Source organism: Lactobacillus sp. UMNPBX1 (assembly GCF_002554085.1).
Lineage (GTDB): Bacteria > Bacillota > Bacilli > Lactobacillales > Lactobacillaceae > Lactobacillus > Lactobacillus crispatus.
Genome location: NZ_PCZI01000019.1, coordinates 20128 through 37770 on the forward strand (window position 1 = coordinate 20128; position 17643 = coordinate 37770).

General features: G+C 36.7%; 14 protein-coding genes, 1 pseudogene and 1 riboswitch. Of the genes and pseudogenes, 12 read left to right on the forward strand and 3 right to left on the reverse strand.

Features of this window, described 5'->3' with window-relative positions; all coding sequences use genetic code 11:
• Positions 1-70 precede the first annotated feature (70 nt).
• From clpX to yjeM, 3 genes and pseudogenes are all read left to right on the forward strand, one after another.
• A complete protein-coding gene (gene clpX / locus CP352_RS08930; protein WP_005721319.1) occupies positions 71-1336 on the forward strand; it encodes an ATP-dependent Clp protease ATP-binding subunit ClpX in 1266 nt (421 codons plus the stop codon).
• Positions 1326-1916, forward strand: coding sequence for a ribosome biogenesis GTP-binding protein YihA/YsxC (gene yihA, locus CP352_RS08935; RefSeq protein WP_013086179.1), 591 nt, complete (start codon positions 1326-1328; stop codon positions 1914-1916). The genes clpX and yihA overlap by 11 nt, the downstream gene beginning before the upstream one ends.
• 163 nt (positions 1917-2079) lie before the next feature.
• Positions 2080-3200 (forward strand): annotated as a pseudogene (gene yjeM / locus CP352_RS08940) (glutamate/gamma-aminobutyrate family transporter YjeM); the annotation flags it as partial.
• 88 nt (positions 3201-3288) lie between these two features.
• Here the strand turns inward: yjeM and dapF are convergent.
• Positions 3289-4293 carry a diaminopimelate epimerase gene (gene dapF, locus CP352_RS08945; protein WP_089143338.1) on the reverse strand — a complete coding sequence of 335 codons (1005 nt, stop codon included), beginning with the start codon at positions 4291-4293 and terminating at the stop codon, positions 3289-3291.
• A gap of 108 nt (positions 4294-4401) precedes the next feature.
• On the opposite strand from dapF, the gene CP352_RS08950 reads away from it, so the two are divergent.
• Positions 4402-5451 (forward strand): IS30 family transposase, encoded by a 1050-nt coding sequence (locus CP352_RS08950; RefSeq protein WP_005721492.1) that lies wholly within the window; start codon positions 4402-4404, stop codon positions 5449-5451.
• 51 nt (positions 5452-5502) lie between these two features.
• Here the strand turns inward: CP352_RS08950 and CP352_RS08955 are convergent, their stop codons facing one another.
• The gene (locus CP352_RS08955) at positions 5503-6858 is read right to left on the reverse strand and encodes an aspartate kinase (RefSeq protein WP_061204619.1); all 1356 of its coding nucleotides are present in this window, start codon (positions 6856-6858) and stop codon (positions 5503-5505) included.
• 197 nt (positions 6859-7055) lie between these two features.
• Positions 7056-7229: riboswitch (Lysine riboswitch) on the forward strand.
• Positions 7230-7316: 87 nt separating this feature from the next.
• Here CP352_RS08955 and lysA point away from each other — a divergent pair.
• From lysA to CP352_RS08995, 8 genes are all read left to right on the forward strand, one after another.
• Positions 7317-8627 carry a diaminopimelate decarboxylase gene (lysA, locus tag CP352_RS08960; RefSeq protein ID WP_089143520.1) on the forward strand — a complete coding sequence of 437 codons (1311 nt, stop codon included), beginning with the start codon at positions 7317-7319 and terminating at the stop codon, positions 8625-8627.
• Positions 8628-8641: 14 nt separating this feature from the next.
• Positions 8642-9349 (forward strand): 2,3,4,5-tetrahydropyridine-2,6-dicarboxylate N-acetyltransferase, encoded by a 708-nt coding sequence (gene dapD / locus CP352_RS08965; protein ID WP_065990403.1) that lies wholly within the window; start codon positions 8642-8644, stop codon positions 9347-9349.
• 1 nt (position 9350) lies between these two features.
• Complete coding sequence (locus tag CP352_RS08970) at positions 9351-10505, forward strand: N-acetyldiaminopimelate deacetylase (RefSeq protein ID WP_013086186.1); 1155 nt, start codon at positions 9351-9353, stop codon at positions 10503-10505.
• 1 nt (position 10506) lies between these two features.
• Positions 10507-11433, forward strand: a complete 927-nt coding sequence (gene dapA, locus CP352_RS08975; RefSeq protein WP_013086187.1) for a 4-hydroxy-tetrahydrodipicolinate synthase — start codon at positions 10507-10509, stop codon at positions 11431-11433.
• A gap of 6 nt (positions 11434-11439) precedes the next feature.
• Complete coding sequence (dapB, locus tag CP352_RS08980; protein WP_005718904.1) at positions 11440-12219, forward strand: 4-hydroxy-tetrahydrodipicolinate reductase; 780 nt, start codon at positions 11440-11442, stop codon at positions 12217-12219.
• An 11-nt stretch (positions 12220-12230) separates the two neighbouring features.
• Positions 12231-13406 carry an aminotransferase class I/II-fold pyridoxal phosphate-dependent enzyme gene (locus CP352_RS08985; RefSeq protein ID WP_089143519.1) on the forward strand — a complete coding sequence of 392 codons (1176 nt, stop codon included), beginning with the start codon at positions 12231-12233 and terminating at the stop codon, positions 13404-13406.
• Positions 13406-14464 (forward strand): aspartate-semialdehyde dehydrogenase, encoded by a 1059-nt coding sequence (locus tag CP352_RS08990; protein WP_089143518.1) that lies wholly within the window; start codon positions 13406-13408, stop codon positions 14462-14464. Before CP352_RS08985 ends, CP352_RS08990 begins: the two co-directional genes overlap by 1 nt.
• A 162-nt stretch (positions 14465-14626) precedes the next feature.
• Positions 14627-15670 carry a serine hydrolase gene (locus CP352_RS08995; protein ID WP_098034923.1) on the forward strand — a complete coding sequence of 348 codons (1044 nt, stop codon included), beginning with the start codon at positions 14627-14629 and terminating at the stop codon, positions 15668-15670.
• Positions 15671-15712: 42 nt separating this feature from the next.
• On the opposite strand, the gene CP352_RS09000 is transcribed toward CP352_RS08995, so the two are convergent.
• Entirely contained in the window at positions 15713-17323 is a 1611-nt protein-coding gene (locus tag CP352_RS09000) for an Mbeg1-like protein (RefSeq protein WP_013086192.1), read from the reverse strand.
• Positions 17324-17643: the final 320 nt, after the last annotated feature.

Genomic DNA, 17643 nt, shown 5'->3' on the forward strand with positions numbered 1-17643 from the left:
GAGCTTAATATTTATCAATATTAGTTAATTTATGATAATCTGATTTTTGGTAGATATAGGAGGAAAAATAATGGCAAATCAGTTTACAGATCAAGAAGAGATTAAATGCGCTTTTTGTGGCAAAACTCAAGACCAAGTTAAGAAAATGATTGCCGGTAACGGTGTATATATTTGTAATGAATGTGTTGACTTGGCTAAAAAAATTATTGACGATGAATTACGAGCAGATTCACTTAAAGCAGCTCGTGAATTACCTAAGCCTGTTGAAATAAAAAAGGAACTTGATCAATATGTTATTGGTCAAGACCGTGCTAAAAAAGTCTTATCAGTTGCTGTATATAATCACTATAAGAGAATTAGCCAAATGGATGTTGATTCTTCAACTGAATTACAAAAATCAAATATTGCAATGATCGGACCAACTGGATCAGGTAAGACATATCTTGCTCAGACTTTGGCTCGTATTTTAAATGTCCCATTTGCAATTGCCGATGCAACTACCTTGACTGAAGCAGGGTATGTTGGTGAAGACGTTGAAAATATTTTGCTTAAGTTACTACAAAATGCTGATTATGATTTGGAACGTGCACAGCGTGGCATTATTTATATTGATGAAATTGATAAAATTTCTAAAAAATCTGAGAATGTCTCAATTACGCGTGATGTTTCAGGTGAAGGTGTACAGCAATCATTATTAAAGATCTTGGAAGGTACAATTGCCTCTGTTCCACCTCAAGGTGGGCGTAAGCACCCTCAACAAGAAATGATTAAGATGGACACGACTAACATTCTATTTATTGTTGGTGGGGCATTCGACGGAATTGAACAAATCGTTAAAAATCGTTTAGGTAAAAAGACCATTGGCTTTGGTGCGGAAAATGAGGCAGATAAAATTAATGCAGATGATTGGACACGCCATTTGACTACAGCTGACTTAGTTAAATTTGGAATGATTCCTGAATTCATTGGTAGAATTCCAATTATTACTACGCTTGATAAATTGAGTAGTAAGGATTTGGTCAGAGTGCTAACTGAACCAAAGAATGCTTTAGTTAAGCAGTATAAGAAATTATTATCACTTGACGATGTTAATTTGAAGTTTACTGATGGTGCTCTGAAGGCAATTGCTGACTTAGCAATCCAAAGAAATATGGGTGCACGTGGACTTAGAACAATTATCGAAAATTCAATTATGGATATTATGTATGAAACTCCTAGTGAAGAGGATATTGAGACCGTTGAAGTAACTAAGGACGTAATTACTAAGCACGCTAAGCCAAAGGTAATCCGCAAAAATACTGATAATAAAGAACAGGTAAGTGTCAATGATCATTAAAAGCAGTAGTTATGCAGTTAGTGCTGTTAGAGAAGATCAATATCCTAAAGATAACTTGCCTGAGATCGCATTAGCAGGCCGCTCAAACGTGGGAAAGTCCAGCTTGATAAATACCCTATTAAAGCGTAAAAACTTAGCTAGGACCTCGTCACAGCCTGGAAAGACACAAACTTTGAATTTCTACAAAGTCAATGAAAAATTTTATTTGGTTGATGTACCAGGTTATGGCTATGCCAAAGTTTCACAGAAGAAGCGGCAAGAATTTGGCGAAATGATTCAAGATTATTTAGAAACTAGACCCAACCTAAAGGGACTAATTATTTTAGTAGATAGTCGTCATGAACCAACCAAAGATGATATTGCTATGTATGATTATGCTCAATATCTAAATATCCCAATTTTGGTAGTTTGTACCAAGATGGATAAAATAAAAAAGAGTCAAACTAATAAGGTGATGTCAGGCTTAAAGAAAAAGTTGAATCTCAACTATGATCATGTCACCGTTTTGACTTTTAGTTCGGTCACTAAATTACATGTAACTGAATTAAGTAATTGGATTGAAAAAAGAATTAATGAATAAAAATGAAGCGCTACTAGTGAATAACTAGTAGTTTTTTCTTATGAGCCTAAAATTAGAATAAATTTATTCAAGATAAACGATGCTAAAATGGAAAGTGTAAATAGAAAGTAGAGGCTTTATCTTGGATGATGAAAATTCACAAACTAAAAAATCATTGACGACTATGAGCCTTGTGTTGATGATTATCACAACGGTTTATGGTTTTGGCAATGTTTCTGTTTCTTATGAGCAAATGACATATGCTGGGATCATTTGGTTTATTTTGGCTGGCGTCTGTTTCTTTTTCCCAGCTGGCTCAATTGGACAAAAATAGGCCTTTATTGGGACTTTTGTATGGCTGGCTAACTGGGTGCTGTGGCTGGTTGCAAGCGCCTCAAGGCTTTGGATTTCAATCTCTGCCCTTATTTTTGGCAAAGATACAACTCAAGAATGGAATATTTTGGGCTTGCATGGTACTCAATTGATAGGTGTACTAGCAATTTTATTCATGATTGTATCAACGTACCTGTCTTCCAGAGGGATAACTGGAATTAAAATTATGTCATCAATCGGTGGTTGGTTCATGATTGTAATGAATGCAGTCTTTATTCTAGCTAGTTTAACGGTCTTGATTATGAATCATGGACAATTGGCTCAGCCGATTACTGGGTGGCAAAGTTTTATTATTTCGCCTAATAAAAGTTTTCAAACGCCAATTACGATTATTTCTTTCGTAGTTTATGCAGTCTTTGCATATGGTGGGATGGAAACCGTCGGTGGTGTGATTGACAGTATGAAACACCCAGAAAAAGATTTCCCTAAAGGCTTAATTATTGGGTCATTGTTCACTATTATTTCTTATGTTTTGATGATTTTTATGACCGGTTTTTCAGTTAATTATCAAAAAGATATTTTAGCAGCCAATGCCAATACTGGAAATATTACGTATACCGTATATGACACACTTGGCAAAGCCTTTGGAACCGCACTTCATTTGGATCCTAACACGAGTTTATTGATTGGTAAATTCTTTACTAGAGCAATTGCTTTATCTGGTTTGATGGGAATGACAGGTGCTTTCTTTGTTTTGCTTTATTCACCAATTAAATCTTTCATCATGGGATCTGATCCACGTTTGCGACTAAATTAAATAAACACGGTATTCCTGCTAATGCGATGTGGGCTCAAACTGTCTTAGTTTGCCTATTAATTGCGGTGGTCTCATTCGGTGGTAGCGCAGTGACTAGCTTTTATCAAATTCTGACGGATATGGGTAACGTAGCCGCTACTGCACCTTATATTTTTTATCGCGTTTCCAAGAAAAAGCATGGCTTGAAAGACTTAGATTAATAATTAAAAAGTAAAAATGGCTTGCGTGTTGCAAGCCATTTTTTTACGCTAAAGTTGTAATGTCATTGAACTTTGGCAGATTAGCAATAAATTTTTCATAAGCACTTTGTTCAGCAGTCTTTTGGATCTGGACATTGGAAAAATCACCTTTCCTTAAGTCAGCTTCAGAAAGCTTAATTCGATGAGTAAAAGTAGCGTTACCAATAAGCTCGATCCAATAACTATTTTTTTCATAATGCACGATAGTTTTAACCATACCGCCAGGATTATAAACTGATATTGGTGTATTTAAGTTGCCTATTTCGGGGTGGGTTAAAGTAAGAGCAAGAGAAGTCGCGGACATTCCAGTACCACAGGCATTGGTAAAACCAACGCCCCGTTCGTAAGTGCGGACAAAAAGTTTATTTTTATCTAAAATTTGCGCGAAATTAACATTGACGCCATCTGTAAAGTAGGGATTATTGCTATTTAATTTTTTACCAACAATGCCTAAGATCGGGCCGGTAATTTCTGCTTGATTAACAAAAGAAATTAAATGTGGGTTAGGTACGGCAATTGAAGTAAAACGTAATCCAGGATAAATTTCTGGCAACCAAGCATCAATAATCCGTTCTTGTCCTAAATTATCAAAAGGGAGTGCCTCTTTATTAAAGCGTACAGGAGAGATCTCAACTGCAAATGCTGGCACGTTAGAAGCAAAATCTTTTTCTCTTCTAACACGTAAGCTGGCATTCATTGTGTCAACTAGGAAATTATCTTTTCCCGTTTTTTCACTTAGGTAACGAGCAACGGTGCGTAGGCCGTTGCCACACATTGATGCTTCACTTCCATCAGCATTGATTACACGCATCTGGCCAAGTGAGTTAGAATGCACGGGATGATTAACTACTAAAACGCCATCTGCTCCGTGAAGCAGTCCAGTTTGTGGATTGGTAATCTTTTGCGTAAGATTTTTTAGCTCGGCGTCACTTAATTCGTGTTCGAATTGTGTTTGATCAAGAATAAAGAAATGATTTTGCGAACCGTGAACTTTGAATAAATTAATCATAATCGCTGATTGTAAAATTAAATTGAACACTTAATAAAAAATAAAAAGTCCATTCGGACCTGTTTGATAGAATGTAGTTACCACACAACATTTAGAAACGAGGTCAAAATGGACTCTTTACATTCTACCATGAATCATCACATTAAAGGCAAGCATTTATCATTCGAGGAAAGAGTTATTATTCAATTGCGTTTGAAAGATGGCTATTCTTTGCGTGCCATTGCCCGTGAATTAAACTGTTCCCCTTCTACTATCAGTTATGAGGTTAAGCGCGGTACTGTAGAACTGTATCATGGCAAAGTCAAAAGATATAAGGCTACTCAAGGACATGATGCATATCAAGCTCATCGTAAAAATTGTGGACGTAAATCAGACTTTCTCAGGAAAACTCAATTCATGCGCTATGTCCACAAACATTTCTTTAAAGACGGCTGGTCGCTTGATGTGTGCAGTAATCGCGCCACCGCTGTTGGCGCATTTAGCAGCAGAGATGTTGTCTGTACTAAGACTCTTTACAATTATGTCGACCAAGGTCTATTAGATATACATAATTACGACTTGCCAGAGAAGCTTAAACGCAATACCAAGCTTCATCGTATTCGCAGAAATAAGAAAAAACTTGGCAGAAGCATTGAAGAACGTCCTAAAGAGATCAATAAACGTAATGAGTTTGGCCATTGGGAATGCGATTTAGTTCTCGGACATAAGAGCAAAGATGATGAGGTGCTGCTAACCTTATCTGAACGTATGAGTCGTGAGTTCTTAATTCTTCGTATTCCTGACAAGACTTCTGTCAGTGTCATGCAGGCCTTTAAAGAACTCCAAAGGCAATACAGCGAACATTGGAATGATATTTTTAAAACCATTACCACTGATAATGGCTCAGAGTTTGCAGATCTTTCAAGCTTAGAAGACGTATCAAATACTTTAGTTTACTATGCTCATCCTTATACATCTTGTGACAAGGGAACCGTTGAAAGACATAATGGACTCATTCGCAGATTTATTCCTAAGGGAGAGGCAATAGACAATTATTCACTACAAGACATCATAGACATTGAAACCTGGTGCAACTCTTTACCAAGAAAGATATTGGCATATCATACACCAGATGAAATCTTTGAAAGAGAATTAGATCTAATCTATCAAGCAGCTTGATTAAAAGTGTTCAATTTATTATTGCAATTTACGAATTAATCATAATGCCCCCTAATTAAAAAACTTTTGATAAATAATTTTTACTGCTTCATCAGCCTTTTCTTTTTTAGTACCGATCATGATTGAAATTTGAGAAGCTCCCTGATTGATCATTTGTGGTGAAATATCATGATCGCCTAAAGAATCGATAATTTGACGGCTGATGGTATGTTTTTGTCGCATTCCTTCGCCGACAACCATAATAATTGCATAATCTTCAATCCATTCGAGTTGATCTGGATTAATTGTAGCTTGAATTTCATTACAAATTTGATCAATTAACTGATCGTTTAGAAAATCATTGTTAAAAATAATGGTAATATCGTCAATCCCAGATGGCATATGCTCATATGGAATATTATGTTGGTATAAAATTTGTAATATACGTAAGGTGAAACCAGCTTCTTTATTGAGCAAATATTTATGCAAATATAATGCGGAAAAATGTTTTTGGCTGGTTACGCCGGTTATTGCATTATCTGGGACAAAATCCTTTTCTGGGACAATCATAGTGCCAGGATTGCTAGGATCATGAGTATTTTTCACATTGATAGGAATCTGTCCTTGAATAGCAGGAATCAATGCTTCATCGTGAAAAACAGAAAAGCCAGCATATGACAACTCTCGCATTTCGCGATAAGTCATTTTCTTGATGGATTGGGGATGCTCAATAATATGAGGATTAGCGGCAAAAATCCCATTGACATCTGTAAAATTTTCATAGAGATCAGCATGAAAGCCGCGAGCTAGAATAGCCCCGGTAATGTCTGACCCGCCACGGGAAAAAGTGGCGATATTACCAGACGGAGTCATGCCAAAAAAGCCAGGAAATACGATACGTTCATCAGCCTTAATTTTAATTTGGTCAAGATTTAAGTAGCTCTCTGGATTGACAATGGCATCATTGGGCTCGCCAGTCACGATTAAACCGGCTTCAGCCGGATCAAGAAAACGACTATTAATTCCTTGATGGCGTAAAACTAAAGTAATTAAACGAGCATTAAGTCGTTCACCATGTGCCTTAAATGCAGCTAAAAGATATTTTTCGTTAGGATAACCCTGATTGGGCAACTCTAATAAAATTTGTTTAATAATACTTAATTCCGTATCTGCTAAGCCAAAATAATGACCAATTTCTTGATAGCGACTAAAAATTTTATTCACGATTTCAACACAATTCTTGTGCTTTAAGGCTAAATCTGCGTACTTGATTAACAGATCAGTAACTTTGATATCTGTTGTATTCCTTTTGCCTGGGGCAGAGACAACCATTACTTGTCGTTGAGGATCGCTGAGAATAATTTGAATTGCTTGTGCAACACTTTCACCGGTAGCTAAAGAAGAGCCACCAAACTTTACGATTTTCATTTCAAAACTCCTTTTGTTTTCAGAAATCATTAATTTAAATAAAAAAGTCAGACTAAATTTAATTGAATTCTAACATTCTTTTTTAATCTTGCAAGTGATGACTGTAATTTATCACTCTAAATGCCGCATTGTTACAAATAAAATTAAATTTTTATAATAAATTTGTTGACTATATTTTTATAAAATTGTAAACTACAGTCAATCGAAGAGGCGCAGCCGACATAAGTAACAATTCTGAGTTGGGCAAAACGAAGATGAATTGTAAAAGGGGAGGTTGCCGAAGCTGAGTCATGCTAAAGGCTTGAGCTGGGGCGTAGTTGAATAAACTGCGGACTGTCGCGAACAAAATTCGCGGAGCGCTATCGACCATAGATTAAGTAGAAATTAATCCATTGTTTGTTTGGCGCAGACAATGGATTTTTTATTAGCGTTTCGCCTGAAAAAGACAGGAGAACAAAATGAATTCACAAATTGCAGTAGATCAGATTAATGAGCAAGGCCATTTAACGATTGGTGGAGTTGATACAGTAGAATTAGCTCAAAAGTATGGTACGCCATTAGTAGTTTATGATGTCGATCAAATTCGTCGACAAATTCGGGCTTTTAAGAAAGTTTTTGAAGAAGAAAACATGGTCTATGCTGTTAGTTATGCAAGTAAAGCTTTCGCAGCAATCGCAATGTATCAAGTTATTGCAGAAGAGGGAGCATACACTGACGTAGTTTCAGCAGGTGAGTTATTTACTGCAATAAAAGCCAATTTTCCAATGGAGAGAGTTAGCTTTCATGGTAATAATAAATCATTAACTGAATTGGAAATGGCTGTAAAAAATCATGTTGGCAAAATTATTATTGATAATTTTCATGAGATTCAGTTATTGGCGCAAGTTTTAAAAAAGTACGATGCTACGATTAGTGTCATGTTGCGTATTGCACCAGGGATTTCAGCACATACCCATGAATATGATCAAACAGGTCAGATTGATAGTAAATTTGGCTTTGATCTTGAATCAGGTCAAGCAGAAAAGGCATTAAAACAAGTTCTAGCTAATCCTAGGATGAAAATGTTGGGGATTCATGCTCACATTGGCTCACAGATTTTTGCCTTAAACGGCTTTGAAATGGCAGCACAAAAATTAATGGTAGTAGCGCAAGATTGGCGAGAAAAGTATGGCTATCTTGCACAAGTTATTAATGTTGGTGGCGGTTTTGGGATTAAATATACCCAAGAAGATCATCCATTACGACCAGAAGAATTTGTTAAGACGATTGTTAAGGTGATCAAAACTGAAGCTGAAAAAATGAATTATCCTTTACCTGAAATCGATATTGAACCGGGAAGATCAATTGTTGGTCCAGCCGGTTACAACCTTTATACGGTGGGTAGCCGTAAGGATATTCCAGGTTATCGTTCTTATATTACTGTCGATGGCGGGATGGGAGATAATATTCGCCCTGCACTTTATCAGGCTAAGTATGAAACAGTTTTAGCCACCGATCCACAAGCGCCTTTGACTGAACATGTTCGTATTGCTGGTAAGTATTGCGAGAGTGGCGATATATTAGCAGAAGATCAAGCTTTGCCACAAGTCAAAGCTGGAGACTTGTTAGCGATGTTGGATACAGGTGCATATGGGTATTCAATGGCTTCAAATTATAATCGTAATCCTCGACCAGCAGTGGTATTTGCAGAAAATGGTAAAGCAAAATTAGTCATTAAGCGTGAAAGTTTAGAAGACTTGGTTCATTTAGATCAATCATATTTAAATTAGAAAAGAGAAAAAAGATGGCAAAGTTAGATGCAAAAAGTATTATTGATTACATCGGTAATGCACCAAAAAAGACACCGGTAAAAGTCTTTATTAAAGGAGATTTAGCACAAATTGATTTTCCAAAGAAAATTGAGAATTTTACTGAAGCTCATTCTGGCGTGATCTTTGGTGACTGGAAAGATATTGAACCATTTTTAAAAGAAAATCATCAAATTACGGCCTACCATATTGAAAATGATGCACGAAATTCAGCAGTTCCTTTATTGGACTTCAAAAAAGTTAATGCTCGAATTGAACCAGGAGCTATTATTCGTGATCAAGTGGTAATCGGTAATAATGCAGTAATTATGATGGGTGCCATTATTAATATTGGAGCAGAAATCGGGGCTAATACCATGATTGATATGGGCGTAGTTCTCGGTGGCCGTGCCATTGTTGGACAACATTGTCATATTGGAGCTGGTAGCGTATTGGCTGGTGTAATTGAGCCTGCTTCAGCTAAACCGGTTCAAATTGATGATAATGTCATGATTGGAGCTAATGCAGTTGTGATTGAGGGTGTTCATGTAGGTGAAGGAGCCGTTATTGCAGCCGGAGCAGTAGTTACTCATGATGTGCCAGCACATACGATGGTAGCGGGTGTTCCTGCTAAAATTATTAAAAAAGTTGATGAAAAAACTAGTAGTAAGACGGAACTAGAAGATAATCTGAGAAAGTTATAAAATGTCAGTTTTAAGTGAAAGTGAGTTAATTCAAATTAGAAGGCATTTACATCAAATACCTGAATTAGCACTAGCAGAAAAAGAAACACATGATTATTTAATCGAGATAATTCAAAAATTTAAGCAAGATTATTTGGAAGTTGAGATACCGTCGACACTGCCTACCGCAATTCTAGTATTAGTTAAAGGAAGAAAACCGCACAGAACGATAGGATATCGTGCTGATATCGATGCTTTACCAGTTACTGAAAAAACTGGACTGGCATTTTCATCAAAACATGAGGGAGTAATGCATGCATGTGGACATGATATTCATATGACCGTGGCATTAGGTTTGTTAAGCTATTTTAGTGAAAATCAGCCACAAGATAATTTGCTTTTTTTCTTTCAGCCAGCCGAGGAAAGCCAAAGTGGTGGGATGCAAGCTTATGAAAAAAGAATTTTTCATGATCAATTTAAACCTGACGAGTTCTATGGCTTGCATGATAACCCCGCTTTGCCTGCTGGTAGCATTGGGTGTCGGATGGGTACACTTTTTGCTGGTACAACTGAAGTCAATATTGATATTTTAGGTAAAAGTGGACACGCAGCTTTTCCGCAAGATGCAAATGATACGGTAGTTGCAGCAGCAAGTTTGATCATGCAGGTTCAAACTATTATTTCACGAAGCATAGATCCAATTCAAAGTGGTGTTATTACTCTAGGCAAAATCGAAGCTGGTACGATTAGAAATGTAATTGCAGGTCAAGCTAGAATTGAGGGCACGATTCGTGGCTTAACTCAAAATATGATTTTGACAATCGATCAACGTCTCAAAGAAATCTGTCTTGGTATTGAGAAAAGCTTTGGTGTAGAAGTGAAGTTAGATTTGAATCAAGGTGGATATTGGCCAGTAGAAAATAACCCACAATTAACCAAGAACTTTATTTCATATATGAAAAGTCAGCCGACGGTTAACTTTATTACTACTGAACCAAAAATGACAGGTGAAGATTTTGGCTTTTTGCTGGCTAAATTCCCTGGGACAATGTTTTGGCTAGGTGTTGGTGATCCTGATTCACAATTGCATACGGCTACACTTAATCCTGATGAGAAAAGCATTCAGCGCGGCGTTGATGCAATCAAAGGATTTTTGATTAATAGAATGAGGCAATAAAATGGCAACATTAATTGATGCAGATTTGTTAACGGCGATTGTTACGCCATTTGATGAGAATCAAAAAATAGATTTTGCCAGTTTAGAAAAGCTGGTTAATTATTTAATTGACCAAGGTTGCAATGGCTTTGTAGTTGGTGGTACGACCGGAGAAACGCCAACTCTGACTCATGATGAAAAGATAGACTTGTACCAGCATTTTGGTCAAATTGTTAATGGACGTGTTCCGGTTATTGCAGGAACGGGCAGTAACGACACTGCAACCACTATCGCCTTCACCAATGAGGTAGCACAGATTAAAGGAATTGATTATGCCTTAGTAGTAGTGCCACCGTACAATAAGCCTGATCAGCGTAGCATGATTGCACATTTTAGTGCTGTTAATGCTCAGACTAAAATTCCAATTATGATTTATAACATTCCCGGTAGAACTGGCGTAAAAATGGAAAAAGAAACGGTAGTTCAATTATCACGCCTTAAAAATATTAAGGGAATCAAACAATGTGCATCTTTAGAAGAAATGGAATACATTATTGATCATAAAGATCCTAATTTTTTGGTATTTAGTGGTGAAGATACGCAAGCGTTACCTGCAAGATTACTAGGAGCCAATGGCGTTATTTCCGTAGCTAGCCATTTATATTGCAAACAAATGCGGCGAATGTTTGATGATCTTTATGAAGGAAATTATCCTGAGGCGGGCACGATTCAACGCTGGTTAACGCCGAAAATGCAGGCTTTGTTTATGTATCCTTCACCAGCTCCTGTTAAGGCAGCCTTGAATGCTCAAGGATTTATAGTAGGGGGATGTCGTTTGCCATTAGTCGCTTTAGGTGATGAGGAAAAAGAAAAGTTGGCCCAGCATTTAGGTTTAAATGCTAATGCATTGATGCAAAAGTTGCCACTTAATTTAGGAAAGGATTGGTAAGACGAGATGCCTAAAAAAGTACTAATAGCTGGGTTTACTGGCGCAATGGGGCAAAAGGCTGTTAGTTTAGTTAATCAGCTGCCCAATTTTGAATTGGTGGCTGGATTTGCTCCAAAGGCAGTAAATGAGCCTGAAAGATATCATTTACCTAAAACAGCCCAAATTTTTAACCAATTAAGTCAAATTCCTGACCATGCTGCAGATATTTGGATTGATTTTACTACTCCCGCAGCTGTCTATGACAATGTTTATTTTGCTTTAACGCATCAAATTAAACCTATTGTTGGAACTACTGGCTTGAGTGATGATCAAGAAGCAACTTTGATTGAACTAGCCAAAAAGGAAAAATTAGGTGGTTTAATCGCACCTAATTTTGGAATGTCAGCAGTTTTATTAATGAAGTTTGCTGAAGAAGCTGCTAAGTATTTCCCTGATGTTGAAATTATTGAAATGCATCATGCAGATAAAAAAGATGCACCTTCAGGCACTGCCTTAGCTACTGCAAAAATGATCGCGCAAAATCGTCCTGAACATCAAACTGCGCCTGATGAAACTGAGACTTTAGCCAATGTTCGCGGTGGAGATTATCAAGGAATTAAAATCCATTCAGTACGCTTACCTGGCTATATTGCACATGAGCAAGTTTTATTTGGTGGACCTGGCGAAGCTTTAACCATTAGACAGGATTCATTTGATCGTGATTCCTTTATGAGTGGGGTTAAAGTTGCTTTAGAAAAAGTTGATCAATTAACTGAACTAGTTATTGGCTTAGAGAATATTTTATAAGAGGAAAAATTATGCCAGAATTAGCAAATGACTTGGCTTTAAGTAAGAAGATTCAATCTGTTAAGGCTTCGGGGATTAGGATTTTTGATAATAAAGTTTCAACCATTCCTGGAATTATCAAGCTGACTTTGGGTGAGCCTGATATGAATACACCTGAGCATGTTAAAACAGCTGCAATTGAAAGTATTCGAAATAATGATTCACACTATGCGCCACAAAAGGGAAAATTGGAACTTAGGCAAGCAATTAGCAATTATTTGAAAAAAGCAACTGGAGTAGTTTACGATCCAGAAACTGAAATTGTGGTTACAGTTGGCGCAACTGAAGCAATTAATGCGACACTATTTTCAATTACCAATCCGGGTGATAAGGTTGCTATTCCTACACCGGTATTTTCACTATATTGGCCAGTTGCAACTTTAGCAGATGCAGATTATGTATTAATGAACACGTCAGAAGATAACTTTAAATTAAGGCCAGAAAGATTAGAAAGTACACTTAAGGAAGAATCTAATATCAAGGCGGTTATCTTAAACTACCCAGTTAATCCGACAGGAGTTGAATACACCGAAAGCGAAATTAGGGCATTAGCTGAAGTGATAAAAGCACACAATCTGTACGTAATTACTGATGAAATTTACAGTACTTTAACTTATGGCGTTAAGCATTTTTCAATTGCAAGTGTGATTCCTGAACGGGCAATTTATATTTCTGGATTATCTAAGTCACATGCAATGACAGGATACCGACTGGGTTATGTAGCTGGTCCGGCAAAAATTATGGAACAAATTGGTAAAGTCCATGGTTTAATGGTTACGACTACAACTGACTCTTCTCAAGCTGCAGCGACTGAAGCTTTGGAGCATGGATTGGATGATCCAGAAAAATACCGCAAAATATATCAAAGACGGCGCGATTTTGTGTTGGATGAATTAGCTAAGATGGGGATGCAAGCAGTTAAACCACAGGGAGCATTTTATATTTTCGCTAAGATTCCAGCTAAATATGGTAAAAATGATATGCAATTTGCACTGGATTTAGCATTTGAAGCAAAAGTCGGTATTACTCCAGGTAGTGCTTTTGGTCCTGGTGGAGAAGGGTACGTTAGAATGTCATATGCTTCCAGTGATGAAAATCTACATGAAGCGATGGAAAGAATGAAGAATTTTTTGCGAGGAGAAAAATAATAGTGAAAGAATATAATGTTGCAATTCTAGGTGCTACTGGTGCCGTGGGAAGAAGAATGATCGAACAATTGGAACAATCAACGATTCCAGTTAAAAGCTTAAAGCTACTCGCATCCTCACGTTCAGCAGGTACAGTTTTAAAATTTAAGGATCAAGATTTGACAGTTGAAGAAACTACACCAGAATCATTTGATGGTGTAGATTTAGTACTTTCCTCAGCTGGTGGTGCAGTGTCAAAGAAGTTTCTGCCGGAAGCCGTTAAGCGTGGTGCTGTCTGTGTTGATAATACATCAGCATTTAGAATGGAACCAGATGTACCACTGGTTGTACCTGAAGTTAATCCAGAAGCATTGAAAAAGCATCACGGCATCATTGCCAATCCAAATTGTTCAACAATTCAAATGGTAATGGCTTTGGAATCAGTTCGAAGAAAATTTGGTTTGAAACAAATTATCGTTTCCACTTATCAAGCTGCTTCAGGAGCAGGGCAAGCAGCAATTGATGAATTAAAAAAGGAAAGTCAAGATTACCTTGATGGTAAAGACATGCAAGCAGATGCTCATATTTTACCTACTAAAGGAGACAAAAAGCATTACCCATTAGCCTTTAATTTGTTACCTCAAATTGATGTTTTAGAAGATAGTGGCTATTCTCATGAAGAATGGAAGATGATTCATGAAACAAAGAAGATCATGCTAAATGACATGAATGCCAAAGATATCAAGGTAACTGCAACTTGTGTTAGGGTTCCTGTGCCAATTTCTCATGGGGAAAGTGTCTACTTTACTGTTGAAGACGAGACTGCAACGGCACAAGATATTAAAGATGCAGTTGCTGCCTTTCCAGGTAATGTTTTGGAAGATGATATTAAACATCAAATTTATCCGCAACCAATTAATGCAACAGGTAAGCGAGAAACTTTTGTTGGCCGCATTCGCCCTGATTATGAAAATAAGGGTGCCTTCAACATGTGGATTGTAGCCGATAATTTGCTTAAGGGTGCTGCATGGAATACGGTTGAAAATGCGGAATACCTAGTTAAGATGAACTTACTATAAAAATTTTGAAAAATAAAAATGAAAGCGCAAACCATGATTAAATGTGATTTTGCGCTTTTTGATTGTGGTAGAATAGTTCAGGATTAAAAGGAGATTGAAATTTTGAAGACACTAAAAAAGTTCGGGATAGCTTTCATTTTATTTTGTTCATCGTGTTTGATAATGTCAAATCATGCTGTGCAGGCGAAGAGTTATTCAAATAAGCAACTATGGCAATATACGCTTAAGATGATGAAAAAGCATCATTTACGAGGAAGCATTGAAATTGTAAAAAATGGGCATGCTCAACGTGTTAGCTTAGGCTACGGTTATTACAGCAAACGACTGAAAAATGGCAATACAAAATTGCTTTATCCAGTTGGTTCTTTGCAAAAGATGGTTACTGCTGCAATAATTACACAGTTAATCTACCAGAAGAAATTCAATCAGAATACTAAGATTTCACGCTGGTATTCAAATTTGAAGCATGCAAACCAAATTACGGTGGGGCAGTTAATGACACATACCTCAGGAATTAACGTAATTGGAACAGAATCTAATCATGGAGTTAATTTTTCTGAAAATGGCGCGATCAATTGGATAATTGCCCAAGCCAATGCACGAGAAAATACGGGACGCAGTAAATTTAATTACAATAATGCTAACTATGTTTTGCTGGCAGGCATTATCAGTAAAGTAACGGGAAAGTCTTATGCTGCTAATGTGAAACAGCGGGTTATTCGACCATTGAAGTTGAAGCAAACCTATATTTACCAACAAATTCCGCGGTCAAAGACTGATGCGATTTCATATCTTTATTCTGGTGGTAAAAATTACAGTGCTAGTGCCTATGCTAATCGTAATGTTGTTTCTCAATTGCCTGGTGCTGGGAATCTATTTTCAACGGCTAATGATTATTATAAAATCCAATCAGGTATGCAAAATGGCAAGATTCTGACTAAAAAACAGTTCCATTATCTTGGTCATTTAAGTTCTAAGGTTAATACTTACTCAGGTGGTTTTTATCTGAAAAAGAATCAAACTTTAAAAGTCGCTTATGGCAATTTTGGTGATACCCACTTTGTTAACTGGATGCAACTGACTACTGATAATCAGAATGGAATTGTAATGTTTTTGAATCAAACTTATGGTAGTAAAAATCATATTCGTGCAATCGGGTATAACATTTTAAAGCATATAAAGGCTAATACCTTTATTAAGGGCTAAGAAAAAAGCTTGTTAACTGATATTGAAGTTAACAAGCTTTTTTTAACGATGATTTTTAGGCATTTTGCTGCGCTGGCCAAATAATTCGCCAACTAACTTGAAGAAGCCGTAAGCAATTAGCAAAATACCGATAATAATAATTGCTCTCCGATTAAAGGCACTAGGGTTAACCACTACGATAATTCCTAAAGCAAAAGCAATTAATGCCTCGATCGCTACAATAGTAATCTGAAAAATTCCGGGTAATTTACGAAAGACTAGTTGCCTAATTCGAATGTAGGAATAGATAATTAAGAATAGTCCTAAGAAGTAGTGAGCTAAGAAAATTAGTAGACGGTTATTAGAAATTAACGCGGTTGATAAAGCAAAAACTACTAAATACGAAATAATAAAGAAGTTTTTTTGTCGGTCTTTTAGACTAGATTTTGCCGTTGTTAAAATTTGGTGAACACTGAAACCAATCCCCGTGAAGGCAACTAGGGCGCCAAAAGCGCGCACTGCATATTGGGGTAGAGTTAGACTAATGATTCCTAATACTACCAGCACCCAACCAACAATTGTGTCTGTTGAGAAAAGCGCTTTGGTCAGTTGCTGGCTCTTGATCGTCTGCCAAATGCTGGAAAATAATGAACCAAAGACGAAACGGGTTCGCCGAGATGAATCAGCCAGTGAAAACAAAATTGCACCAAAACCGCCAAAACCATTTTTATCAAGTTCGTTGATCTTAGTTGCGCCGCTAGAGCTTAAAGCAGAGAAGAGGTCATTAGTTAAAGACTCACGTTCTTCTAGGGTGGCGTTACCAATCCATTGATTGATTAGTTGATTATATACTTGAGATTGAGCATTGCGGTGGCGTCTGGTGTCGAAGTTAGAACCGATTATTTGCCAGGAAAAAGCATCATGTTGGCTTAATCCCTTGCGAGTACTACCAACAATAGTGGCTGGAATATTTTTCGACTCAAACAAGCGACCGATGACGCTAAAGTCTGGCACAAAGCGGCGTAGAGTATTTTGCAAATACTTATTAGGGAGCTGAGCACCAACTTCTTCTGCAATTCCAGGTGAATCAAAGGTATAAATACGTTTGATTCTTTTTCTTAATTTGGGCTCAATATTAATGGCAGCATATTCAGCTAAATTGCCACCTTTTGAGTGACCGCCTAAGTAATAATCTTGATCATCAGCTTTGAGAATAGTTTCGAGCAATTTTACTGCTTGTTGTTGGGCTACAGTGATTTTAAAACTAATTTCAAAATCTTCTTTCCAGCCAATTAGTGAATCGTCAGTCCCACGAAAAGCAATAAAGTTGGTCCCATCAGTTAGTTCAATTTTGATTGCACTAAATTGAGTATGTTCAGTTAACGTACTAATAAAATACGACAGTTTTGCATTTTTAAAGCGGTCTGCATGAGCCATTAACTTAAATAGTTCTTGGTATTGCAAATTATCATAACGAGGATGATCATCTGCAAAATAGAGCTTGGCAGCCTTCTCTAAACTAATTGTCGTTCCGTTACTTTTAACAATACCTGGTAATTCAAGATAAGAAAAAATAGATAAAACAAGTGCATCAATATCATTAAAAGGCGATGTTGAGAAGTCAACGTCACCACGCCATTTTAAATATGTAAGAATATTATTATCTGGATACATGCTTTACCTTCTTTAAATATAACTTTATAATTCCATTTCAATTCTAACGTAACTTAGAAAGGATAGTGCAAGAAAAAAGCCCTTTTGAAAAAATTTTCAAAAGAACTTAAGATTTGATATAACATCAGTTATTTATTGTGGTATAATAAAACAGGTAGAAGGGGATTCTACTACCTGCACGTGGGTCATAATAAGGACTTATAAAAACAATCAAGACCCAAGAAATAGTATATCAATATGATATACTAAACACAATATCTTTGTGGAGACTGTCAAGAAGTTTGTGTAAATAATCTCTCTCGTTGATTGACTTTTTTATT

Coding starts and splice junctions, on each gene's coding strand:
- lysA (WP_089143520.1), top strand. CDS start 7,317: ATGAATTCACAAATTGCAGTAGATCAGATTAATGAGCAAGGCCATTTA.
- yihA (WP_013086179.1), top strand. CDS start 1,326: ATGATCATTAAAAGCAGTAGTTATGCAGTTAGTGCTGTTAGAGAAGAT.
- dapD (WP_065990403.1), top strand. CDS start 8,642: ATGGCAAAGTTAGATGCAAAAAGTATTATTGATTACATCGGTAATGCA.
- CP352_RS08955 (WP_061204619.1), bottom strand. CDS start 6,858: ATGAAAATCGTAAAGTTTGGTGGCTCTTCTTTAGCTACCGGTGAAAGT.
- CP352_RS08995 (WP_098034923.1), top strand. CDS start 14,627: ATGTCAAATCATGCTGTGCAGGCGAAGAGTTATTCAAATAAGCAACTA.
- CP352_RS08985 (WP_089143519.1), top strand. CDS start 12,231: ATGCCAGAATTAGCAAATGACTTGGCTTTAAGTAAGAAGATTCAATCT.
- CP352_RS09000 (WP_013086192.1), bottom strand. CDS start 17,323: ATGTATCCAGATAATAATATTCTTACATATTTAAAATGGCGTGGTGAC.
- CP352_RS08950 (WP_005721492.1), top strand. CDS start 4,402: ATGGACTCTTTACATTCTACCATGAATCATCACATTAAAGGCAAGCAT.
- dapB (WP_005718904.1), top strand. CDS start 11,440: ATGCCTAAAAAAGTACTAATAGCTGGGTTTACTGGCGCAATGGGGCAA.
- clpX (WP_005721319.1), top strand. CDS start 71: ATGGCAAATCAGTTTACAGATCAAGAAGAGATTAAATGCGCTTTTTGT.
- CP352_RS08970 (WP_013086186.1), top strand. CDS start 9,351: ATGTCAGTTTTAAGTGAAAGTGAGTTAATTCAAATTAGAAGGCATTTA.
- dapF (WP_089143338.1), bottom strand. CDS start 4,293: ATGATTAATTTATTCAAAGTTCACGGTTCGCAAAATCATTTCTTTATT.
- dapA (WP_013086187.1), top strand. CDS start 10,507: ATGGCAACATTAATTGATGCAGATTTGTTAACGGCGATTGTTACGCCA.